The sequence below is a fragment of the Ferroplasma acidarmanus Fer1 genome (assembly GCF_000152265.2).
In the GTDB taxonomy this organism is placed as follows: domain Archaea; phylum Thermoplasmatota; class Thermoplasmata; order Thermoplasmatales; family Thermoplasmataceae; genus Ferroplasma; species Ferroplasma acidiphilum.
In genome coordinates, this window is record NC_021592.1 from 1,764,613 (window position 1) to 1,783,675 (window position 19,063).

Sequence of the window (19,063 nt, forward strand, 5' to 3'; positions counted from 1 at the left end):
ATCATTTTATAAATTATAATAAGTTTAGCAAAACATTATCCAAATATTTTCCTGTATAAATCCATTCCATAACCTGTTATTGACGGGCTTCCATCAACTATTCTATATGTATGTTCACCGTTATCCGCCCGTTCCGCTATTAAGAATACTGAACTCTCGTTATTCTGCTCCATCATTGCCGAAGCAAATTCAAAGAGATGTGACACAAAGAATATTTTTATTCCACTTTCCAGCAAAGCCTTTGTAATTCCCATTGCCACTTCTGCACCTTCACGTGTGTTGGTCGATGAAAATGACTCATTAAACAGTATCAAACTATTTCTTCTAATGTGATCGGCAATAAGATTCATTGTTGACAATTCATCATCAAATTTTCCCCTTTCCATTGTTTTGTCCTCTTCATGCTTGAAATGTGTAAATATACCGGAAACCACGCTTCCAGAATAGCTTTCAGCTGCAACAAACATTCCTGCCTGCATCATCAACTGTGCCTGCCCTATACTCCTCAAAAAGGTTGATTTTCCTCCACGATTGGTTCCTGTTATTACAAATAAATTCTTTCCATCTCCATCCAGGTTGTTAGGAACAATTTTAGAATTCGTAGTAAGCATGAGCCCCAGATCGTACAATCCTGAAAATTCAAGTGCAGTGCTTTCTGTTTCCTGAGGTTCAGGAAAACAGTATTGGCCGGATCTGGATTTTAAATGTTCCAGAAGGTTAATTGATGATATATAGAACCCAATTTCACACCTTAACTCTTTAAAAAATTCCATGCAATTCTGGGCAGACCTTTTCAAAACCATTGCCGTTTTTTTCACACCCCTGTTCCTTATATCTGTTATTTCTTCTCCACCGCTAATATCCCGCTCTGGAAGTGTATATGTATAATGCTGCCCGATTTTATCACCAACGATCTGTTTGATATTCTTTTTTCCCGTATCCGGTTTATGGAGTATGTAATCTTTCCCTTCGTTGCCCATTCCCAGAGATACGCTCATTGTTATGCCGTCTTTAAACTGCAGCCTTTCAAGATTCTCCAGTATTGTTGCCATATACTCCGGGCCAAATGTATCAGATACAGTACTGTAAAATTTCTTTAATCCCGTAGATTTTGCTTCCCCAATCATATTGCCTATTATTTCCCTGATCTCAGCAATCTTTTCTGAAAACAGTTTTATTATTCCTATAGATATCTGCATGGACAGTGAAGCGTTATCGCTGAACCAGAAAAATTGCTTCTGTGCCTCTGTTATGAATGAAACGGTGATGTTATATATTTTATCTGCGTAATCACGGTGTTCTATAAAATCCTGCATTACCTGTTGCCTGTACTTTATATTTTCTATGGAATTCAGGCTATTGAGAATGAACGTGGTTGAATTTTTCAGGAGAAATTGATCGCCGGAAGACATTGCATTTAATATTGGATTTAACCCGAGGTCGCCTATTAGTGAATCGCTATTCCATGGCAAATCCTCTTTATATCTGTCAACTCCATCACTGTCAAGCAAATATGTTTTTATCATGATATCCTCCCTTTCAATATTTCATATGTAAGGTTATATTTCCTCGCAAGTGCCATTGCATATGCCATACCGTTAGATTTCATTGGAAGAACCTTATATGTCCTTTTCTCAGGGTATTTCCTGTCAACCTGGCTTACGTAGCTAACCACTCCGGGCAAATCAGACAATTCATGAATAAAGGTGACATACATGCAAATAGATTTCATTTTCTTTATTTTATCTATTATATTCCTGCCTATTTCAATTCCATCCTTAAGCGTGGTTGAACTCAACATTTCATTAATAATAATGAGGCTCCTTTCCGTTGCCTTTTCAAGTATGCCATGTAATCTTTCCAGTTCCTCTTCAAGCCTGCCCATATTATTTTCTGGATTTTCAGATATTTCAAAATGTGAAAATATATTATCAACATGAAGTATAGTTGCCTCTTTCCCGGGAACCGGACATCCCAGCAGGGCAAGATAATGTAACTGCCCGAATGACCTGGCAAATGTTGTTTTACCACCATTATTTGGCCCGGTAACTATAATCACGGATGAATTTCTATTTACAATAATATTGTTAGTAACAGGAATTTGCTTGCGTTCATTAAGTTTGGCAGCAAGTGCAAGATCAAAAAATTCCAGGCAATATATTCTATCCGTTTCACCTTTAATCTCCGGTATGCAGAACTGCAATCCGGATTCCTCAAGTGGAGTTATATACTGTAAATACTTCAAATAAAAAAAGATTTCATGAAGAAATCTGGAAATTACAGGATCCATGAAATTTAACCTTCTTTTATAAAAGTCCTTTAATCTATTGAATTGCTCTGGATAGAATTTTGCCACCAGTTCCACTACAGCAGCTTCTACATGGCCAAAACCCGGAGTAGAATCATATCCCGGGATTGTTTCATCCTCATCCAGGAACCTTGAAAATGCCTCTTTAACCTCAGATGCATAATCTTTCGAATCCCGGTCCTCCCTTACAGTTATTTTCACGCCTTTGATATTTATGAGATATCTTATTGATGATAGTTCCTCCTCAAGTTGTTCTGCGTCATTTTTAAGTGATTTAAATTCATCCGAGGCAACATAAGCATCCAGATAGTTTATGAACCCGGTGAATCCTCTTGATTTTGCTCCTGCTTTTCGCATATTGTCTAACATATTTTCAATTGATCGGGAATACATATAAACGGAGTCCAGTAACCACCGTTCACGCTGCAGGTCATAAAGATCTTTTAACCTTTTGATATTATAAAATATCTGTGACCCTGTGCCAGCAAATTGTGTAATAATCCTGTATATCTCTGGATTTTCCAGGTCTTTAAAGATTTCCTGCCTGTAGAAAATGTCATCAATGTTCCTCAATGGCATGTAGAGGAGCCTTTCCAGTTCATCATTCCGGGTATTTCCCATGAATCCTGAAAAAATATTTCTCAAAGAAAAATCGTCAAATATTGTATTATTCCTGTCCAGCTCCTGCAGATTTATGGAACTACTGAATGTTATGCTTTTAAACTCCATTAACTCATCTCCTTTTATAGCAAACAGGAGTCATTAGCACGATTGCAATCAATGGAACTCCATCCATTCATTATATTGATTGATACTTAGGATTTAACATTTCCTAATGTTAATTTATAATTATAAGCTGCAAAGGCAATTGAATTCTACGGGTGATTCAGTAAGAGAAAGGTTTTTGTTTATAATATGAAGAAACAATCCTTTGTGTTATCCGAAAATCCCGAAATTATTAGATAAGAATAATCCATTTCAATGAGATAATACATAGGTTTATATGCACTTTCAAATTTTGAATGTATGTCTAATGAAATGGATTCTTTTGAGAACGAAGCAAAGAAAAATTATGATAAAATAGGCGAAGATTTTCCCAGGGGCAGCATTAAAATTCTTTCCCCTGATATTATAAATATTTTGATAACAAATGCCAGAAAATCAAAAACTGTGAATTATAAGGCCGGAGATACTGTATACACGGCCACATTTAGCAGCTATACATTGCTTGATAAGGATGGAATGGTAGGTGTATATTCAGACGTTCCGGAAGATACCAATATCAGGGAAATAACTTTTATTGTAACTGGATTTCATGCCAAATGGGATACAGAAGTCACATTCTCCGGAGAGTATATGACTGTAATGCCCGATAGGGAACTTAAGCACCTTGTTAATTTCCAACGGGCAATAATGAAGACAGGGATATCCAGGTAAAATACTAATAGGGCTTTTATACTTGTTAATAGATATGATATTTTATATGTCACGGTTGAACTAAAACAGTTCCGGATTTTCCTTTTCTATTTTCTCCATGGCAGAGTTGAAACCTTCCATTATTTTTATTACGGTAAAAGATGAAAGTAGCATTATTACACCAACTACGGTGATTATGTAGGGAAAATAAAGAAATCTTGAAAGCTCTCCAAATACGAATGCCATTACAGGAGACGAACTTACAGAAAACATTGCGGTAAGTGCGTTAAATTTCCCGGTAATGCTGCTCGGTATGGAATTTATTATCATAGTCTCAATATAAACATTGATAAATGCCAGTATAACCCCGGAAAGAAATGTCAGTATTCCATCCATCACCGGGAGCCTGTTAAAAGATATCAGGATAAATATGACACCCGTCATAAATATGTAAAATGCCATCATTCGTTTATTTCTCTGATATGGACGGTAAAAACCATGCATGGAAATAAGCCCGCCTGCAAGCATACCCGCAGGGAAGCCAGCTATAAAAAATGTGTAATAGATGGATGATGCATGCATTATTATGTTTATGAGCCCGGAGGCAAACACGTCTATAGCAACAAACATGCCATTTAATAGCAAGGTAAGCAAAAGAAATGGAAGTATATTTTTCATTATCTTTACAGTACTCCTGAATCCATTCTTAACGATGCTCCTGTGGGAAACTTTTATAGTTCGGGGAACAAAAATAATTGCAAGGGCGAAAATAGAGATGCCTATCAGGGCAACATACACCGTTGAATATCTCATAAAAATGAAGGCACCACCGAGAATTATCCCTGCAAGGGTGAATATTCCTGAACTTAACTGGTCTGCAGACTGGGCTTTTGCCATATGGTCAGCTGGCATGATCTCCTTGGTCAATGCCCTGAAATCATCGGAGACAACCCACATAAATGTTGAGGACAGAAAATCTACTGCATATATAATAAACAGGCTACGCCCGAAGAAGAGGATAGAGTAAGTTAAAACCATCAATATATTTATGCCAATATAAATCAGGTGCCTGTCGTACCTGTCAATTATGCTTCCCTCCGGAATAGCTATAATAAGATAACCGAGAAATGAAAACCCGGGAATAAGGCTTACAAGCAATACAGAATGGTAGTTTGCAATTATTTCCCACATGAAATATATATAATATGCTGTGTTGGAGAATCTCGCTATATTCCTTGAAATAAGGTATCTGGCATAGGCATTCCTGTTATGCCTGTATAAGTCTGATGTTAACATATAATTAGTGCTTATACGTATATTTATATCTTATATATAGATTTATCCAGATGGATGAAAAATACCGGGAGATACTGGAAGCTTTTCGGAACCCCACTAAAATGAAAATCATTACATTGCTGGTTAACAACAATAAAATGACGGTTACAGGGATGTCAAAATACATAAAGACAACCCGTTCCAACCTGTATCAGGTAGTTTCGAATCTTGTCTCCAGTGGAATAGTAAATGAACCGGAAATCAGGCCAAAAAAGAATTACGTTGAAAAATATTACAGTTTGAATGAGGATTATTTTGCTTTTCATGATGAAAATATAGATGATGAAATTACAGGGCTCCCGGATAACGAGTACAGGGAAATTTTGAGTTCATTCTTTATGGCACAATCCTTGAACCTGGAAATTATAGGAAAGTCTATTGAGGCTATGACGCAGAAAGAAATTCAAAATATGAGAAAACATGAAAAATATACAGTTTTTTCCTATGGAACATGTTCAAATTCAGTTTTTGAAAAACTTTCAATTGCTGTAAAAAACGAGCTTAAAAAATCGGTGGATGATTCAGGAAATGAGGGAATGTTTCTATTTCTAATGCTTCCATCACTTTTTCCGGATACATTGAACCGGAAGAAATAAATGTTCACGATCAAGTGGCAGGGAAGCACATTTGTTTTATGAAGGAATTGAGACACGATTACATACTATTCTGTTATTAATTTTATAATAAAAACCTTCCGACTCACATGGATTGTGTCTTAGGTTGCCCGACTTGCGAGGGCAATGTTATCATTTGAAAGGACTGGTAAGGGTTGTTCCCTGCAGTCAACCTGCCTATTGCGCTCCGTTCCCGCAGGGGGTTGCCATGCCAGTAAATCTGGAAGTGCAAGCTCACTGCTTTGATGTGTAGTTTACATAGTATTCTACACATTCAGCTTAACACAGGCATCCTGTGCATAGTATAATGAAAAATACTACATTTCTTTGCAATATAAGGCAGATGCGTATAACGTTACTAGTCCTCCGTATAACAGGCAAATCAAGCTAACATTCAGCATAGTTTTGATAGCACGGATTTATATAATTGAAGTTTATGCATCGAATGTATGGCGGTTACAAAAACGCAATATTAAAATGGCTGCCTGGACGTATAATACAATATGTAATGACACAAAAAATAATATATATTATTCGTATAGTTTCGGTATGCCTAATAAATCTATTCAACCAGCTGCATCTAAAAATATGGAAAAAGCCATTGGTTTAATGGAAAATTATGATTATTCAGATGCAAAAAAGAGAATAGATATGGCCTTAGCACTTGACCCTTTAAATTACGAATATCATTATATTAAGGTAAATCTTTTAATTGAGCGAAGGGACTATGAAGGCGCATTGAAGGAATTGCATGTTATGGAAAAACTTGTCCCGGACAAAGCTTCTGTTTATTCCCTGGAAAGCAGATGTTTAATAAATCTAGGGAAGAACTTTGACGCAGTTGGTAAAGCCGATGAAGCACTTGAGCATGACAGAAATTATATGCAAGCTTATGAAAATAAATTAATCGCATTGCAGAATATAGGTCTAATAAATGACGCATTTGATGTATATTACAGTGCGTTGAAAGTTGATCCACAGGATGCGGAATCCTATGCTGTCCTCTCGGAGCTACATATGGAAATGAAAAATTTTGATGCTGCACATGAATCAGCTAAAAAGGCTATAAACATTGAAAAAGATAACATCAAGGCCAATAACATGCTTGTTTCCATAGCGAGGGTTGATGGTGGCATTGAGGATTACATCAAGGCACTTTCGGACGCATATGTAAATACCCATTATGAGGGGTATATAGTACAACTTACTAACTGCTTATATGAGTCGGGAAACCGTGAAGATGCTGTAAAAATTGCTGAGAAATTTTATAAAATCAATCCGGGAAATATGAATTTCGCCCATAATCTTGCACACATATTTATCCTCGAAAATAGAATACAGGATGCAGGGAAAGTCTATAAAAATTCAATTAAGTTAAACAAAAGTGAATTTACCAATTTGCAGTATATTACATTCCTTAACGAAACTGAACAGTATGCAGCAGTACTGAAGAATGTAGATGAGTTAATAGCGAGGTATCCTGATAATGACGGGTTTTTGTATAACAAGTTCTATGCACTTTCCAGGGGTGGAGACCATAAGGATGCATTAATTATCATTAAACTGTTATATGGCCAGAATAAGGATTCAATTCTGTATAAAGTTGAATATGCACTTGAACTGGCGTTAACAGGAAATTCTGACGAATCCCTCAGGATACTGGAAAATTTTGAAGAGTTATACATTGACCCGTGGATTTCAATGTCTTTATGGAGTTTATACTCTATGCTCAATCAGTATGACCGTGCTAATGAATACGCCATATTAGCCATGGAAAATGGAATCGGCGATGAGTTTCTTGGTTCATTTCCACTTGAGGTAATAGAAACTTATCTTGAAAAAGGGTGGAAAATACAGGCAATAAAATTTATTGATGCCTTAATAGAACGGGCAGAAGGCGAATTGCAGGATATATGTATTGCCTGCAAGGGATGTATTCTTGGAATAGACGACTACGATAAAGGACGTGATATTTTAGAACAAATCGGTTCAGCTGAGAAAATACGATATTTACTGTTGTTTAAACTTAAATTCACAGATGTAGAAATCAATAATTTCATTAACAGGTATAAAAATGAGAAATTATGAAATAAACGACATTATAATATTCGCCAATTGACGTATTCAATATTCACAAATTATATATACCATGGTATTGATTCACATATAATGCCTGAAATATTTGTAAGAGATGAAATATATAAGAATATAGCGGATAGCCATAGTGATGTTTCCAAATTTGTAAACAACGTTCTGGGTCAGTACCTGGATGCCTTTAAACCAGAAAGCAGAGATGTTATGGACCATTACACAAAACACGGAAACGGAGACTGAATACAGAAGTTCAGTTTCAGGAAATATCCTGGCATTTTTAATTATATACCATATTTTTGAAATGTACAAACTTTTCAAGTTCTCAGAGTAATATCGGCCAGAACGTGAAAGACTAACCTATGTACTTCTAACAGTATTTTTCAGTTTCCTTTAATCCGGCGCCATATATTTTATAATGACCCGCTTAAATATAATAATCCTGCGTTATATGTTTTTGTTAATGGCATATATGGTATGTTTATAATATGATAAAAGGATTCAACCGCATGGCTAAACAAATATATATTCTCGGTGGAGGATTGTCCGGAATTTATGCTAAACTTACAAATCCCGATGCCATGTTAATTGATAGGGATGACCATATTACAATATCAACAAGATTAATCACTATAATAGGCGGTATGGAGAATTCCTATGCATACAAGCCGAGAAATATTGATCTGAAAGAAAATGTTAAGGATATAAATTTTGAAAACAGGGAAATTGTTACTGATAATGGAAAGCACGAATATTCAAAGTTAATAATTGCACTCGGGCACAGCTATAACGTTAACAATATCAAAGGTTCAACCAACATAGCCAAACTTGAAACTATAGATGACGCCGTTAATATACGTAAAAGATTGCAAACTTCAAAAAACGTTACAATCATAGGCGGTGGATACCTTGGTGTCGAGATTGCATCACTGATAAATGGAAAAAAAGTTACAATAATAGACCCGCATGACAGGTTGCTGAACCATTCATCTCCTGAAGCTTCAGAGTATGTTAATAATATGTTGCTGGCAAGGAATGTAAATATAACGAAAGGTACAAAGGTTATGGAAGTGACAGGGAAATCTGTAATCACAGATAACGAAGAAATAACATCAGATTTAACAATATATGCAGGTGGAATTTATGGCAATTCAATAATTTCAGATTTGCCAATAAAAACTAAAAATTCAAAGATTCTCGTTAACAGCAAAATGCGATCACTATCATATGATGACGTATTTGCCTGTGGCGATTCAATGGCCATAGATGGGAAATCATTTCCCGCAACGGCATTCACTGGAAGAAAATCGGCGGTTGTAGCCATGAAAAATGCTATGGGGAATGATATAGAATTTAAATATGAAAATAACGGAAATATATTAAATATAGACAATAATTACATATTTGTTAAGAAAAATGGATACAGGAAAAGTTTCATGGTTAACCTGATAAAAAAATATGTCAATGGGAAAACAGACAAATCCTTAAATAAACTTGCCAGGTTAAAATCCTGAGTGCTAACATTTCATGCCAGTTCCAATTTTTGTATAGTTAAGTGAAGTGATAACCGCACACATCCGCAGGCTAACATAAAATCATGAAATACAAAAAATAATATACACTGAAAACATAATTTTTTATGGCAAAAATATTAATTCTAACAGGGGACGCAGGTGAATCACTGGAAGTTATGTACCCATTGCAAAGAATGAAGGAAGAAGGATTCGATGTGGATCTGGCTGCACCGGAAAAGAAGAAAATCCAGCTGGTTGTACATGATTTTGAAGATGGTTTTGATACATATACTGAAAAGTTAGGTTATAAGGTTCAGGCAGACATTGCGTTTAAGGATGTTGACCCATCCCAATATGATGCACTTATAATACCTGGCGGGAGGGCACCTGAATATATAAGGAATGATAAAGATTTTATCAGAATTGTACAATATTTCTTTGAAAAGAATGCACCGGTTGCTGAACTTTGCCATGCACCATTGGGATTAGCTGCAGCAGGTGTTTTGCATGGGAGAAAAACGGCCGCATATCCTGCACTTGCTCCAGACGTAACAATAGCAGGCGGGACGTTCGTAGATGCTGCCGTGGTAGTTGATGGGAATCTAATCTCTTCAAGGGCATGGCCTGATCACCCACAATGGATGAGGGAGTTTATAAAATTATTGCATGAAAGAGATATAAAATAATTAGCACACATCTTTTTGTATTATACCTTTGTAATTATTATCCATATTTTCCTATAAATTCTACAAATCAGTGTTGTTTCCATGTAACTAAATTTATAATGTGAATTGAAATGTATTATAATGAAAAATCAGATAGTTATCCACGGTGGTGCTAATAGCCCCTCAACGCTCAATGAAAAGCTTCAAAATATACTGGATAATCTGGATGTGAATGGTTCTTCCCTGGATTTAGCAGTAAAATCTGTTGTAATGATGGAGGATGATCCCACATTCAATGCAGGAACCGGTTCTGTGCCGAGGATTGATGGTTCCATACAGATGGATGCCGCAGTAATGTCGGATTCGGGCTTCGGCTCTGTTATGTGCATAGAAAATGTGAAACACCCGGTTATGGTTGCAAGGGATGTAATGGAGAAAAGCCCACATATAATGCTCGCCGGGGAAGGAGCTGTTGAGTTCGCACGCAAGCTTGGATATGAATATTATAACCCTGAAACAGAGAAAAGCAGGGAGATGATGGATAAACTTAAAGCTTCTATTAAAAACAATACACTTCCTGAAAAATTTAAGTTTATGGTTAAAAGTTCCAGTGATACAGTTGGGGCTGTGGCAAGGATTGATGATAAATTTGCTGCTGCAGTTTCGACAGGTGGAGCTTTTCCCATGTTAAGGGGAAGGGTGGGCGATTCTCCGGTTATCGGTGCAGGCATATACCAGGGCGAAAAAGGTGCTGTTGTGGCTACCGGCATAGGTGAGGACATAGCAAAGGACCTATTATCCTTCAGAATATACCAGCAAATTGGAACAGATGACCTGAACGAAATAGTTAAAAAAGAAATAGATAAATTTAAAGTTTCTGTGGGAATCATAGCAATCAGCGATAATGAATATTCTGTATATGCCAATACGGATATGGCACATGCAGAAAGAGAATTATGACATACCTGCAATAAGGTATTATCCTACTGTTTCAGCAACTACTGGAAGCGGGGATATTTTTTATTATACCATATTTCAATTGGTGGAATATCCTTTACTCAACCTTAAACGTATGGTGATGCAATTATATACTTAAAATTGATAAAATCTTTAATTATCTCAATTTCTATTCATTGATCTCTTTCTGTTATTACTGGTATCATTTTCAATTGTGTTTGCTTCTTCCTCGCTTAAAATTCCAATACAATTATCCAGTATTTGTGGATTCCCCTTTTGATTGTTCAGGAGTTCTTCTAAAATGGCTGGAAAGGATTTATCTCCATTCAATGCTTTTAATTCTGCATAAATATCATGGGTAATAGAAATTACAAATCATTCTACCAGAAAGAAAGACACTGAGTTTAAGATGTGGATGAATTTCTGGAAATAAAGAAATAAATGGAAATAATTTATATATTAAATTGATATAATAAAATTAATAGAAGGAAGTATGATAGAAGAAAAGAGGAACAAAATTAAAAATTCGTTAAGAATAACAAAAGAAAGAAGAAAAACGCAGGATGTAATAATACTTAAACTAAAAATAGACAATGATAAATTAAATAATAATACTATAAAGGCATTAAACACAATCTTTTTAGAAGCTAAATGGCTATATAATTATGTTATAAACAAAGAATTCAACAATGATATTTTTAATATAGATCCTAAAATAAAGAATGTACAGGTGTATGTAATAGACCATTATGAAACAAGGAAATTAAAATATTTATCATCACAGATGAAGGAGGAAATTATTAACAGGGCAATGGACAATATAAGAGGCCTCCATAAATTAAAAGAAAAGGGACTTAAGATAGGAAAATTGAAATTTAAATCATTTATAACATCAATACCATTGAATCAATATACTATAACATATAAAATAATAAACAATAATTATATTAAAATACAGAATATAAAGCAGTTGTTAAAAGTAAATGGCCTGGATAACTTAGAATGCTATTATGAACCGGCAAGTGCATTGTTAATCAATAAAAACAGTAATTATTATATCAACATAACAGCATACAAAAATAAATACATTTTAGAAAAACCTGTCAATAATCAAAAAATAATATCATTTGACTTAGGAATAAAGAACCAGTTGACATGCTCTAATGGATCAATATTAAACTATAATATACCAAAATCCAGAAAAGAAATAAGATTGCAAAGGTCATTGTCAAGGAAAGCTAAATATGCAGAAGGAACTAAAAAACTAAGCAGAGGGCAATCCAGGAATTATTATAAAAATAAAAACAAATTAAACAAAGAACAGAATAAGACAATGAACAAAAGAAAAGATACTATTAACAAAATAACCCATTATCTAACATCCAATTATGATATAGTAGTAACACAGAATGACAATATAAGAGGATGGAAGTATCTCTTTGGCAAAAGGATAGAGTCTACAGGCATAGGTGGAATAATAGATGCACTTAAACATAAGGCATCAACACTTATACTTATAGATCGTTTTATTCCTACCACAAAGGAATGCTCTAAATGCCATAATAAATATGATATAAAATTAGATGAAAGAATATATCAATGCCATAACTGTGGTTTTATAATTGATAGGGATTATAATTCTTCATTGAATATGATTTATTATGGAACAATAAAATTAAATGAATTATTAAAAATTAAAAATAAAAAATTAAATAATTATTTTAAGAAATATAATATAAATTTAAATGTACCTATGGAGCGTAGGGAACTAACGCCTGTGGAGATTATTGCCTCTGGCTTTGAAGGGCTTAATATAAGCCCCTATGTGAAGTTAAGCATGGTCAATGAAGCAGGAAGCCTCTATGCTTTAGCATGAGGTAGTTCACTTTTACCATACATATTATACGGGCATATATTTCATTTTTCCATCTTCTTCTTTCTCCTAGCCTGGCTAAATATAGTTATTTATTACCCTCGTTCCGCAGTTGTCAAAACGGACGCGGATTACAAAATCAGATTTTAACATCATTTTCCTCTGAAGTGAATCTATGCCATTCTTTTCTCCAATTAAAAGAATAAAACCTTCAGAACCTCCGCCAAGCAATTTGGCTGATTTTGCCCCATTTTCCTTTGCATAGCTTATTATTTCATCTATGCGCTGGTTTGTTACATTTGCTCCAAGAGATTTTTTAATATTCCACCCCTCATTAATTATATTGCATACCTCATTTCTATTATGCGCGCTAATGGCTTTACTCATTTCCAGTGCAAGGTGTTTGATTTTATTCAAATTTTCCATTGTTTGCTCATCACCATGTTCAGATTTAGTTACCTGATCCTGAAGGCTTCTGGAACTTTCCCGCGTATTGCCTGTATAAACCAGCAATATGGAACTCTGGAGATCTTTCACGAATGGATCCGACAGGTCAAATTTCTGTGTACTATCAACGTTTTCTCGAAATTCCATATACTTTAAACCACCAATAGAGATTGCATATGGATCCTGTTTGCCCAGTATAATGTTAAATTTATCCTTTTCAGTAAGATATGATTCTTTTGCCAGTTCATAGGGGTCTACATTCCTTTTTTTTATTGCATTTATCATTTTTAATATTCCATTTATGAGTGCAGAACTGGAGCCAAGCCCTGAACCTGGAGGGACATCACTATTCATTATTACCCTGCCGGTGTTTATGCCGTTTTCCATGAACATGTCAATAATTTTGTTTTCCATAGTTCTGTTATTTGTTGAAATAAGCGCAGTTCTCAGGAAATCTCTGGATGAAACCTCAAGCGAGCTACCATCATCCTCATAACGTATCATAATTCCCCGATCTATTGTAGTGTTCAGGACTGCACCACCGTACCTTTCGTAAAATGGGCTAATATCTGTGCCTCCTCCTGCAAAACTGATTCTCAAAGGGCTGTAAACCGTTATCATATAATTATATATGAACACGTCCTATTAAAATATTGATATTGCCATTATAGTTGACATACAAAGTTAAATATGTACATTGTGTATACGGTACAAAATTAAAAATACTGGTGCAAATAATGATAGATTTCAATATAAATTCGGGCAAAATACAAATTCAGGAAAATCTGAAAGATATCCTGAGCAAAAAAATTCTGGTAATGAGGGATAACGAGGAGACTGTATCATGTGATGGCGGGTTCTGTGAGACAATACATGATATTTCTATAAAGGTAAAAAGGCATTGCAATGAGCCTAAAATGTATTATTTTATCAATGATGATATTGAAATAGCTATGGATGAGCACATATTTGACCTGCTTGCCCGGGAAAACATTCTTATAAAAAAAGAAAAATACCTTGTTGTTGAAAGAGTAAAGCATAATCCGGTATAATTCCAGAAATTATTGCCCGCACATCTGTTTTAATACCAAGGGAATTCCAGTATTATTTTCCAATCAGGTAAGTAATTTATAGGTTTGTGGCATGTCCAGAAATGGATCACAGGTATGGAATTCTGACGGTGACCACACTGAGTACATTGATGGCCGCTATAGATTCTACTATCGTATATCTTGCCCTCCCGGCCATGGGGCAAACATTCCACTCCGGGATATCATACCTGACACTTGTAGTGGCTGCATATATAATTTCAACAACGGTTATGCTGGTACCTGCAATAGAGATCACAAAGAGGATCGGCAACAGGAATTTCTATATAATCGGTTTTTCTATATTTACCGTTTCTTCACTTATTATTGCAGTGTCATTGAATATTGCAATGGTTATAATTTTCAGGTTTGTGGAAGGCATTGGGGCCGGAATAATGACATCTTCAGATATACCAATAATCCTGGGAGCTTTCAGGAAAGGCGAAAGGGGCAAAGCCATAGGGTTGAATTCTATTGCATGGTCTATAGGAACTCTTATCGGCCCTGTTCTTGGAGGATTCCTTGTTGCAATTAACTGGAGATATATTTTTCTCATAAATGTCCCAATAGGCATAGGCACAATATTTGCCGGTTATAAAATAATAAAGAAAGATAAAGTAAATAAACTGCCAATCAAATACAAATCTACAATTTCAATGGCATTGTTTTTAATACCGTTAATTATGGGAATCGCACTGATAAATGAATACTATCTACTTATTGCCCTTATTATCCTGCCAGTATTTATATATGTTCAGATAAAGCAACCTGTAATAGACAGAAAATTGCTGGGAAATATAAGGTTCTCCCTGATAACCCTTGCATCTTTCCTGGAATCTTTTGTCTTTTTCTCTGTATTATTCGCTCTGAGCCTTTATTTCCAGAGTGATCTGGGATTAAGCAGCATAGATACCGGGCTTATAATATTTACATATCCGGTAGCTTCTATAGTTTCAAGCCCCATAGGAGGGATATTATACGACCGGTATAGACATCCCGAGACAATTATGGCAATAGGGACAATACTTGAATGTGTGCCTGTACTTATAATTGGAATTTATCTAAAATATATACCTGAACTACTGCTTATAGCAGGATTTGGCGGTTCATTTTTCTGGTCTCCTTCCACAACAATGATAACGGATGCCCTTGGAGAGAAATTCCGTGTCCAGGCGAACAATGCAATGTTCATATTGAGAAACATTGGAATTATTACTGCAATTTCAATTTTGCCACTGTTTATTCTTCACTTTTCAAGAATCAATGTTAGCATTGGTGAAATATTTGTATCAAAAGCCAGGATAGATATTTCAGCCGGCATCGGCGCATATCTTGTTTTTACCGCGATAATCTCCCTATCATCACTGATTTTTATATTTGTATATCATCGCAGGGCAAGGAGCAGCAATACTATGGATACAGCAGGTGTTGTAGACCTGCAACATCGAACTATTAAATAACAAATTAGCAATATACATAAGGATCCGTGGGGTAGTTAGGATATCCTGCTGGCCTTCGAAGCCGATGACCCGGGTTCAAATCCCGGCGGGTCCGTCTTGTATATTTCCATGGAATCATGGATGCAATAAACAGTACTAACCTTTTGTTTATTCTACCCATTTGAAAATCTTATAATAGAATTAGATTATTATGAAATATGGAACATGACGTATTCCAGTATTACAGAAAAATGAGAAAGGAAAGCCCTGTGCATTTCAATAATGATACCGGTTCATGGGATGTATTTGATTATAAATCAGTTTATTTTGTTCTAATGAACCCTGACATATACTCATCAGATCCATCATATGCCGGAAATATCCCGGAAAACAGGCAGGGCCCCGGGGCAAGTTTTATTACAATGGACAACCCTGACCATAAAGAACTCCGCAATGTAACGACACCATATTTCCTTACATCTAAAATAACTGGATACCGGGATATGATAGAATCCACATCAAAGAGGCTTATGGAAGGCATTAATAAAAATTCAGACTTCATCAGGGACTATGCAGTTATGTTGCCGGTAACTGTAATCTCAGAATTGCTCGGAGTTCCTGAGAACGATCGCAGCAAATTCAAGGAATGGTCGGATTATATAATTGGAAACAGGTCAGATGCGGGATTCCAGGATCTGAACAGGTACATGTATTCTACAATGGCAGAAATTTTCAAAACCAACACTGAAGACAATATTATTTCAACAATCAATAAAGGGTTATTTCACTCAGAGCCCCTATCAATTAACCAGAAAATAGGCTATGTTATGCTGCTTGTAATAGGGGGAAATGAAACAACCACAAATTTAATAGGAAACATGGTTAAGGTTCTTTCAGAACATCCTGAAATTGCAGATAAGTTGAGGCAAGAACCAGAACTTAAAAAGGGATTCATTGAAGAAACACTGAGATACTACTCTCCCATACAGTTCCTCCCGCATAGATTTGCCGCACGGGATTCTGTTCTCAATGGACAGGAAATTAAAAAAGGCCAGAGGCTATCCATATGGCTGGGATCAGCAAACCGTGACGGAGCAAAATTTGAAGACCCAGACACCTTTAACATGGAAAGGCAGAACAATGACCATCTTGCTTTTGGCATGGGAATACATATGTGCCTTGGTTCACCACTTGCCCGCCTGGAAGCAGAAATTGCCCTTAATGATATTCTCAATAAATTCAAGCATGTAAAGATCAATGCAGAAAAAACTTCCATGTTGAAAAATCCCATGGTTTACGGATTCAGCACCATGCAACTGGATGATTAATCTATTCATTATCCATTATTTTTTCCAAAGTTATATATAAAAATTGAAAATAAAGTTTAATGTATCCATTTATAGAGAGGGAACCGGGATATGTTGTTGCAAAATTTCCGAACCTTATTGAAGCAAAAGTTGTCTCCCGTCCAAATAGATTCATGGTAAAAGCAATGGTAGATGATAAGGAAGTGGATGTTCATATACACGATCCAGGAAGGCTTGAAGAACTTATATTTCCCGGGAATTCAATACTGATAAGGGAAACTAATGGTACAAAAACACATTATTCTGTAACTTTTTGCAAAAATGATGATATCTGGACATTTAACGATTCTAGATACCATTCCGGTATAGCCTCTATGTTTATCCAGGAAGGGTGGCAGAGGGAGGTTAAAGTGGGAAACAGCAGATTGGATTTCAGGCTTAACAATGCATACATAGAAGTAAAGTCTGCAACACTTGTAGAAAATGGGATTGCCAGATTTCCCGATGCACCCACCCTGAGGGGAAAAAAGCATCTTGAAACCCTTATGGATCTTATAGCCTCGGGTTATGAATCATTTGTTTTATTTCTCATTTTCAATGAGAATGCCAAATGTTTTCTTCCAAATACTGCCAGGGACCCTGAATTTTCACATGCATATTATTCAACTCTGGAACACGGGGTAAAATTCCAGTACCTGGTATTTTCATCCAGTGGTGGTGAAATTGTTTTAAAAGATTCAATATCCATGTGCAATCCCTGAAAAACTCTTATATCATTCAAATGTATGACAAGGCATGGAACTGGTTAAAGCATCAGATAGGGAATTTATAGTTGCAGTTGCACAGAGACTATTAGCCATTAAATCTATTTCACCACAATCCGGTGGAGAAGGCGAACTTAAAAAATCTCTGGAATTAAAAAAAATCCTGAACGAACTTGGCTATGACAGTTATAACGAGTATAATACCACGGACAATACCGGGACAATAAGGCCGAATATTGTATTAAAATTAGGGAGTTCCAGTAAAACCTTATGGGTCATATGCCATATGGACACTGTTCCTGTGGGGGATATATCACTCTGGAAGCATGAGCCTTTTAAGGCTACCATAGAAGGAGATAGAATTTATGGCAGGGGGTCAGAAGATAATGGCCAATCAATATTTACCATGCTTCTTTTGCTCAAGCATATTAAAAGAGAGCAAATGAAAATGAACCTTAACGTAGCATTCGTATCGGATGAGGAAACAGGAAATGATTACGGAATTAAATACCTTATCTCGAAAGGCATATTCGCTAAAGATGATCTTATTATCGTTCCTGATGCAGGAACAGAGGGCGGCTTTATTATAGAAACAGCAGAGAAATCCACCATGCAGTTAAAGTTTGAAATAAATGGCATTCAGGGCCATGCCAGCATGCCTGAAAATTCATTGAATGCCTTCCGTGTAGCGTGCAAATTCATAGACCTGATGGATTTCAACCTGCATGATCAGTTCGGGAAGACAAATAAATTGTTCGTGCCGCCATATTCCACATTTGAACCAACAAAGCACGAACAGAATATTGATAACATTAACACTATACCGGGCAGGGATGTTTTTTACTGGGATTTTAGAATACTTCCCCAGTATCCTGCAGACGAAATATTAAAAAGCATAGATGGTCTCATAGAGAAATTTTCCAAAACATCCGGTGCCAAAATTAAATACACTGTTATTGACAGGGTTGATGCACCGGACCCAACACCTGATGGTGCTGAGATAGTAGTATTGTTAAAAAAGGCAATAAAATCTGTTATCGGGAAAGATGCCTTTACGGTAGGAATTGGTGGTGAGACATTTGCATCTTTTCTAAGGGGAAAGGGGTTTTCTGTTGCCGTATGGTCAACCACCGTAATTGAGAGTGCGCACATGCCGGATGAATACTGCCTTATACCACATATATTGCAGGATATTGAGGTCTACAAATATATTCTTTATAAATAATAAGTTATTTTTTTAATTCC

At 35.8% G+C, this 19,063-nt stretch carries 18 protein-coding genes and 1 tRNA gene; 14 read left to right on the top strand and 5 right to left on the bottom strand.

Annotated features, from left to right (window positions below; genetic code table 11):
* Window positions 1-35 precede the first annotated feature (35 nt).
* Together FACI_RS08905 and FACI_RS08910 are read right to left on the bottom strand one after the other, a co-directional pair.
* Window positions 36-1,526, bottom strand: a complete 1,491-nt coding sequence (locus FACI_RS08905; protein WP_009887856.1) for a MutS-related protein — start codon at window positions 1,524-1,526, stop codon at window positions 36-38.
* A complete protein-coding gene (locus FACI_RS08910) occupies window positions 1,523-3,037 on the bottom strand; it encodes a MutS-related protein (protein ID WP_009887857.1) in 1,515 nt (504 codons plus the stop codon). The genes FACI_RS08905 and FACI_RS08910 overlap by 4 nt, the downstream gene beginning before the upstream one ends.
* Before the next feature lie 297 nt (window positions 3,038-3,334).
* Here FACI_RS08910 and FACI_RS08915 point away from each other — a divergent pair, with 297 nt between their 5' ends.
* Window positions 3,335-3,745 carry a hypothetical protein gene (locus FACI_RS08915; protein ID WP_009887859.1) on the top strand — a complete coding sequence of 137 codons (411 nt, stop codon included), beginning with the start codon at window positions 3,335-3,337 and terminating at the stop codon, window positions 3,743-3,745.
* 60 nt (window positions 3,746-3,805) lie between these two features.
* Here the strand turns inward: FACI_RS08915 and FACI_RS08920 are convergent, their stop codons facing one another.
* Window positions 3,806-5,020: an MFS transporter gene (locus FACI_RS08920; protein ID WP_009887860.1), complete on the bottom strand. Its 1,215-nt coding sequence runs from the start codon at window positions 5,018-5,020 to the stop codon at window positions 3,806-3,808.
* A gap of 50 nt (window positions 5,021-5,070) precedes the next feature.
* Between FACI_RS08920 and FACI_RS09885 the strand changes: the two genes are divergently transcribed.
* From FACI_RS09885 to FACI_RS08945, 6 genes are all read left to right on the top strand, one after another.
* Entirely contained in the window at window positions 5,071-5,655 is a 585-nt protein-coding gene (locus tag FACI_RS09885) for a winged helix-turn-helix domain-containing protein (RefSeq protein WP_009887861.1), read from the top strand.
* A gap of 567 nt (window positions 5,656-6,222) precedes the next feature.
* Entirely contained in the window at window positions 6,223-7,761 is a 1,539-nt protein-coding gene (locus FACI_RS08930) for a tetratricopeptide repeat protein (RefSeq protein ID WP_048074082.1), read from the top strand.
* Between the two features lie 81 nt (window positions 7,762-7,842).
* Window positions 7,843-8,007, top strand: coding sequence for a hypothetical protein (locus tag FACI_RS10340; RefSeq protein WP_155951103.1), 165 nt, complete (start codon window positions 7,843-7,845; stop codon window positions 8,005-8,007).
* A gap of 266 nt (window positions 8,008-8,273) precedes the next feature.
* On the top strand, window positions 8,274-9,278 hold the full coding sequence (locus FACI_RS08935) for an NAD(P)/FAD-dependent oxidoreductase (RefSeq protein WP_019841786.1): 1,005 nt from the start codon (window positions 8,274-8,276) through the stop codon (window positions 9,276-9,278).
* 125 nt (window positions 9,279-9,403) lie between these two features.
* Window positions 9,404-9,964, top strand: a complete 561-nt coding sequence (locus FACI_RS08940) for a DJ-1/PfpI family protein (protein ID WP_009887866.1) — start codon at window positions 9,404-9,406, stop codon at window positions 9,962-9,964.
* Window positions 9,965-10,084: 120 nt separating this feature from the next.
* Entirely contained in the window at window positions 10,085-10,903 is an 819-nt protein-coding gene (locus tag FACI_RS08945) for an isoaspartyl peptidase/L-asparaginase (protein ID WP_009887867.1), read from the top strand.
* Window positions 10,904-11,062: 159 nt separating this feature from the next.
* Here the strand turns inward: FACI_RS08945 and FACI_RS10495 are convergent, their stop codons facing one another.
* The gene (locus tag FACI_RS10495) at window positions 11,063-11,269 is read right to left on the bottom strand and encodes an antitoxin VapB family protein (protein WP_084593863.1); all 207 of its coding nucleotides are present in this window, start codon (window positions 11,267-11,269) and stop codon (window positions 11,063-11,065) included.
* Between the two features lie 124 nt (window positions 11,270-11,393).
* Here FACI_RS10495 and FACI_RS08955 point away from each other — a divergent pair, with 124 nt between their 5' ends.
* On the top strand, window positions 11,394-12,776 hold the full coding sequence (locus FACI_RS08955) for an RNA-guided endonuclease InsQ/TnpB family protein (protein WP_009887871.1): 1,383 nt from the start codon (window positions 11,394-11,396) through the stop codon (window positions 12,774-12,776).
* A gap of 75 nt (window positions 12,777-12,851) precedes the next feature.
* On the opposite strand, the gene FACI_RS08960 is transcribed toward FACI_RS08955, so the two are convergent.
* The gene (locus FACI_RS08960; protein ID WP_009887872.1) at window positions 12,852-13,841 is read right to left on the bottom strand and encodes a GHMP family kinase ATP-binding protein; all 990 of its coding nucleotides are present in this window, start codon (window positions 13,839-13,841) and stop codon (window positions 12,852-12,854) included.
* 116 nt (window positions 13,842-13,957) lie between these two features.
* Between FACI_RS08960 and FACI_RS08965 the strand changes: the two genes are divergently transcribed.
* From FACI_RS08965 to FACI_RS08990, 6 genes are all read left to right on the top strand, one after another.
* On the top strand, window positions 13,958-14,272 hold the full coding sequence (locus tag FACI_RS08965; protein WP_009887873.1) for a hypothetical protein: 315 nt from the start codon (window positions 13,958-13,960) through the stop codon (window positions 14,270-14,272).
* Window positions 14,273-14,373: 101 nt separating this feature from the next.
* Complete coding sequence (locus FACI_RS08970; protein WP_009887874.1) at window positions 14,374-15,768, top strand: MFS transporter; 1,395 nt, start codon at window positions 14,374-14,376, stop codon at window positions 15,766-15,768.
* Window positions 15,769-15,788: 20 nt separating this feature from the next.
* A tRNA-Arg gene (locus tag FACI_RS08975) sits at window positions 15,789-15,862 on the top strand.
* A 103-nt stretch (window positions 15,863-15,965) separates the two neighbouring features.
* Window positions 15,966-17,075: a cytochrome P450 gene (locus FACI_RS08980; RefSeq protein WP_009887875.1), complete on the top strand. Its 1,110-nt coding sequence runs from the start codon at window positions 15,966-15,968 to the stop codon at window positions 17,073-17,075.
* 59 nt (window positions 17,076-17,134) lie between these two features.
* A complete protein-coding gene (sfsA, locus tag FACI_RS08985; RefSeq protein ID WP_009887877.1) occupies window positions 17,135-17,815 on the top strand; it encodes a DNA/RNA nuclease SfsA in 681 nt (226 codons plus the stop codon).
* Window positions 17,816-17,849: 34 nt separating this feature from the next.
* On the top strand, window positions 17,850-19,043 hold the full coding sequence (locus FACI_RS08990; protein ID WP_009887879.1) for a M20 family metallo-hydrolase: 1,194 nt from the start codon (window positions 17,850-17,852) through the stop codon (window positions 19,041-19,043).
* Window positions 19,044-19,063 lie beyond the last annotated feature (20 nt).